This window comes from Streptomyces sp. NRRL S-495, from assembly GCF_000966955.1.
Lineage (GTDB): Bacteria > Actinomycetota > Actinomycetes > Streptomycetales > Streptomycetaceae > Kitasatospora > Kitasatospora purpeofusca.
On sequence record NZ_JZWY01001015.1, the window covers coordinates 1 to 1732 of the forward strand.

General features: G+C 73.7%; 2 protein-coding genes. Both read right to left on the reverse strand.

The window, feature by feature from the left end; genetic code table 11:
* Positions 1-103: 103 nt before the first annotated feature.
* Positions 104-1078 (reverse strand): CopD family protein, encoded by a 975-nt coding sequence (locus VR45_RS43110; protein WP_052709692.1) that lies wholly within the window; start codon positions 1076-1078, stop codon positions 104-106.
* A gap of 44 nt (positions 1079-1122) precedes the next feature.
* Positions 1123-1638, reverse strand: a complete 516-nt coding sequence (locus VR45_RS38060) for a MarR family winged helix-turn-helix transcriptional regulator (RefSeq protein ID WP_045944525.1) — start codon at positions 1636-1638, stop codon at positions 1123-1125.
* Positions 1639-1732: the final 94 nt, after the last annotated feature.

A 1732-nucleotide genomic window follows, 5' to 3' on the forward strand; every position in this document is an offset into this window, starting at 1 on the left:
CCTCCGTGAGGTGGCCGGGCCGGGGGTTTGCGGTCCTGCCGAACGACCCTGCCGAGCGACTCCGCCGTCAGCGGGCGGCGGGCCGCCGGACGCGGTCGGGCCGTCAGACCGCCGCGGCGGGGAGCGGACGGCAGGCGAGGAGGTCGGAGACCTTGGACGTCGCGTACAGGGAGACCGCGAGGGCGACCACCAGCGCGGCGCCGGCGGCGAGGATGCTGCCGGAGAAGACCGCCTTGGGGCTGCCGGCCTCGGTGCGGGCCGAGCCGGCGAGGAAGGGCAGTACCAGCAGGACGGCGAGGCCCAGCGCGACCTCTCCCCACACGACCTTGGGGAAGTGGCCGAGGGTCAGCTCGCGCAGCGTGGCGGTGTCGTCGGCGAGGCGGGCCCGGGTGATCCGGGGCATCAGCCAGAACTGGTTGAAGGCGCCGGCGGTCACCAGCCCGGCCACGAGCAGGATCTTGACCAGCAGCGCGATGCCGTAGCCGGTGGTCCACAGCTGCGGGATGCTGCCGACGTGCTTCCAGCTCAGCCACAGGCCGGAGACGGTGACCGCACCGACGCAGACCATCGCGACGAGGCCGAAGCGCTGCCACAGCTGGGCCCAGAGCAGCCCGGCGCCGGCGCCGAGGCGGCCACGGGCAGCGGCCAGGGCGACCAGCAGCGCCAGTCCGCCGAGCCAGACCGTGCCGGAGACGATGTGGACCTGGTCGAGGACGAGGTCGAGCCAGCGGTCGAAGGTGGTCGGGGTGATCGCGGGCACGGCGGCGACCAGGGTGACGGCGAGCGCCGCCGGCAGCGCGGCGAGCACGACGCGGTCGGTGTGCCGGCGAACGGCCGGGACGAACAGGGCGATCATCACGACCGCGGTGGCGAGGAGGACGACGTTCTGCACGAGGTAGACGGTGCCCTGGGCGACCCAGGCGCCCTTGGCGGCGGGGGCACGGAGGAAGTGCCAGATCCGCTCGGGGGCCAGGGCGTCGCCGAAGGGCATCCCCTTGCCGGAGCGGGCGACGCGGGCGGCGAGCTGGAAGTAGCCGGCGACCAGCAGCACCACGCCCGCCCAGGCGACCTCCTTCATGGCTTTGACCAGGGCATTCGGAAGCGATTCGGGGCCCGGACCGCTCAGGCGGACCGGGGTCCGGCCGTCAGCGTCCGGCTTTCGTCGTCCGAGGGCTCACCCAGCCCGCCGGCCCCTCGGGCGGCGGCCGCGCACACGCGCCGGAGCAGTGAGTTGAGCTCGACGCGCTGGCCCCTCGTCAGCGAGGCCAGCAGGCCGTCCTGCGCGGCGGAGGCGTCGGAGTGGAGCAGGTCCAGCGCGGCCCGGCCCGGGTCGGTGATCGCCAGCAGTTCCTGGCGCCCCCCGATGTGGACCACCATCGACTGCAGCAGGCCCCGGGAGAGCAGGTCGTCGAGCGCCCGGTGCGCATCAGCCTCGGGAATCGCGAGCCGTTCCGCGAGATCCCGTCGGCCGTGCGGCCCCAGGGTGGCCAGGGTCGACAGCAGCGCCTGGTGAGCCGGGGTCAGTCCGCGGTGCTCGAGCCGCTCCGCGAGCAGGCGGTCGACGACGCGGCCGGCCTCCGAGAGGAGGTAGACGGTCTGCTCGAACGGACTCGAGGATCCCTTCCGTCCGTCGTACAAACCGTGTCCCCATCGTCGAGAGCGTGCGACGTCCCGCGGCCGGGACGGTAAGCCGAGGCTCACCATATCCGCGCTTCCGAGCATTGGTCTACAT

Excerpts from the sequence above, each read along its gene's own strand:
- VR45_RS43110 (WP_052709692.1), bottom strand. The coding sequence starts at position 1,078 with ATGAAGGAGGTCGCCTGGGCGGGCGTGGTGCTGCTGGTCGCCGGCTAC.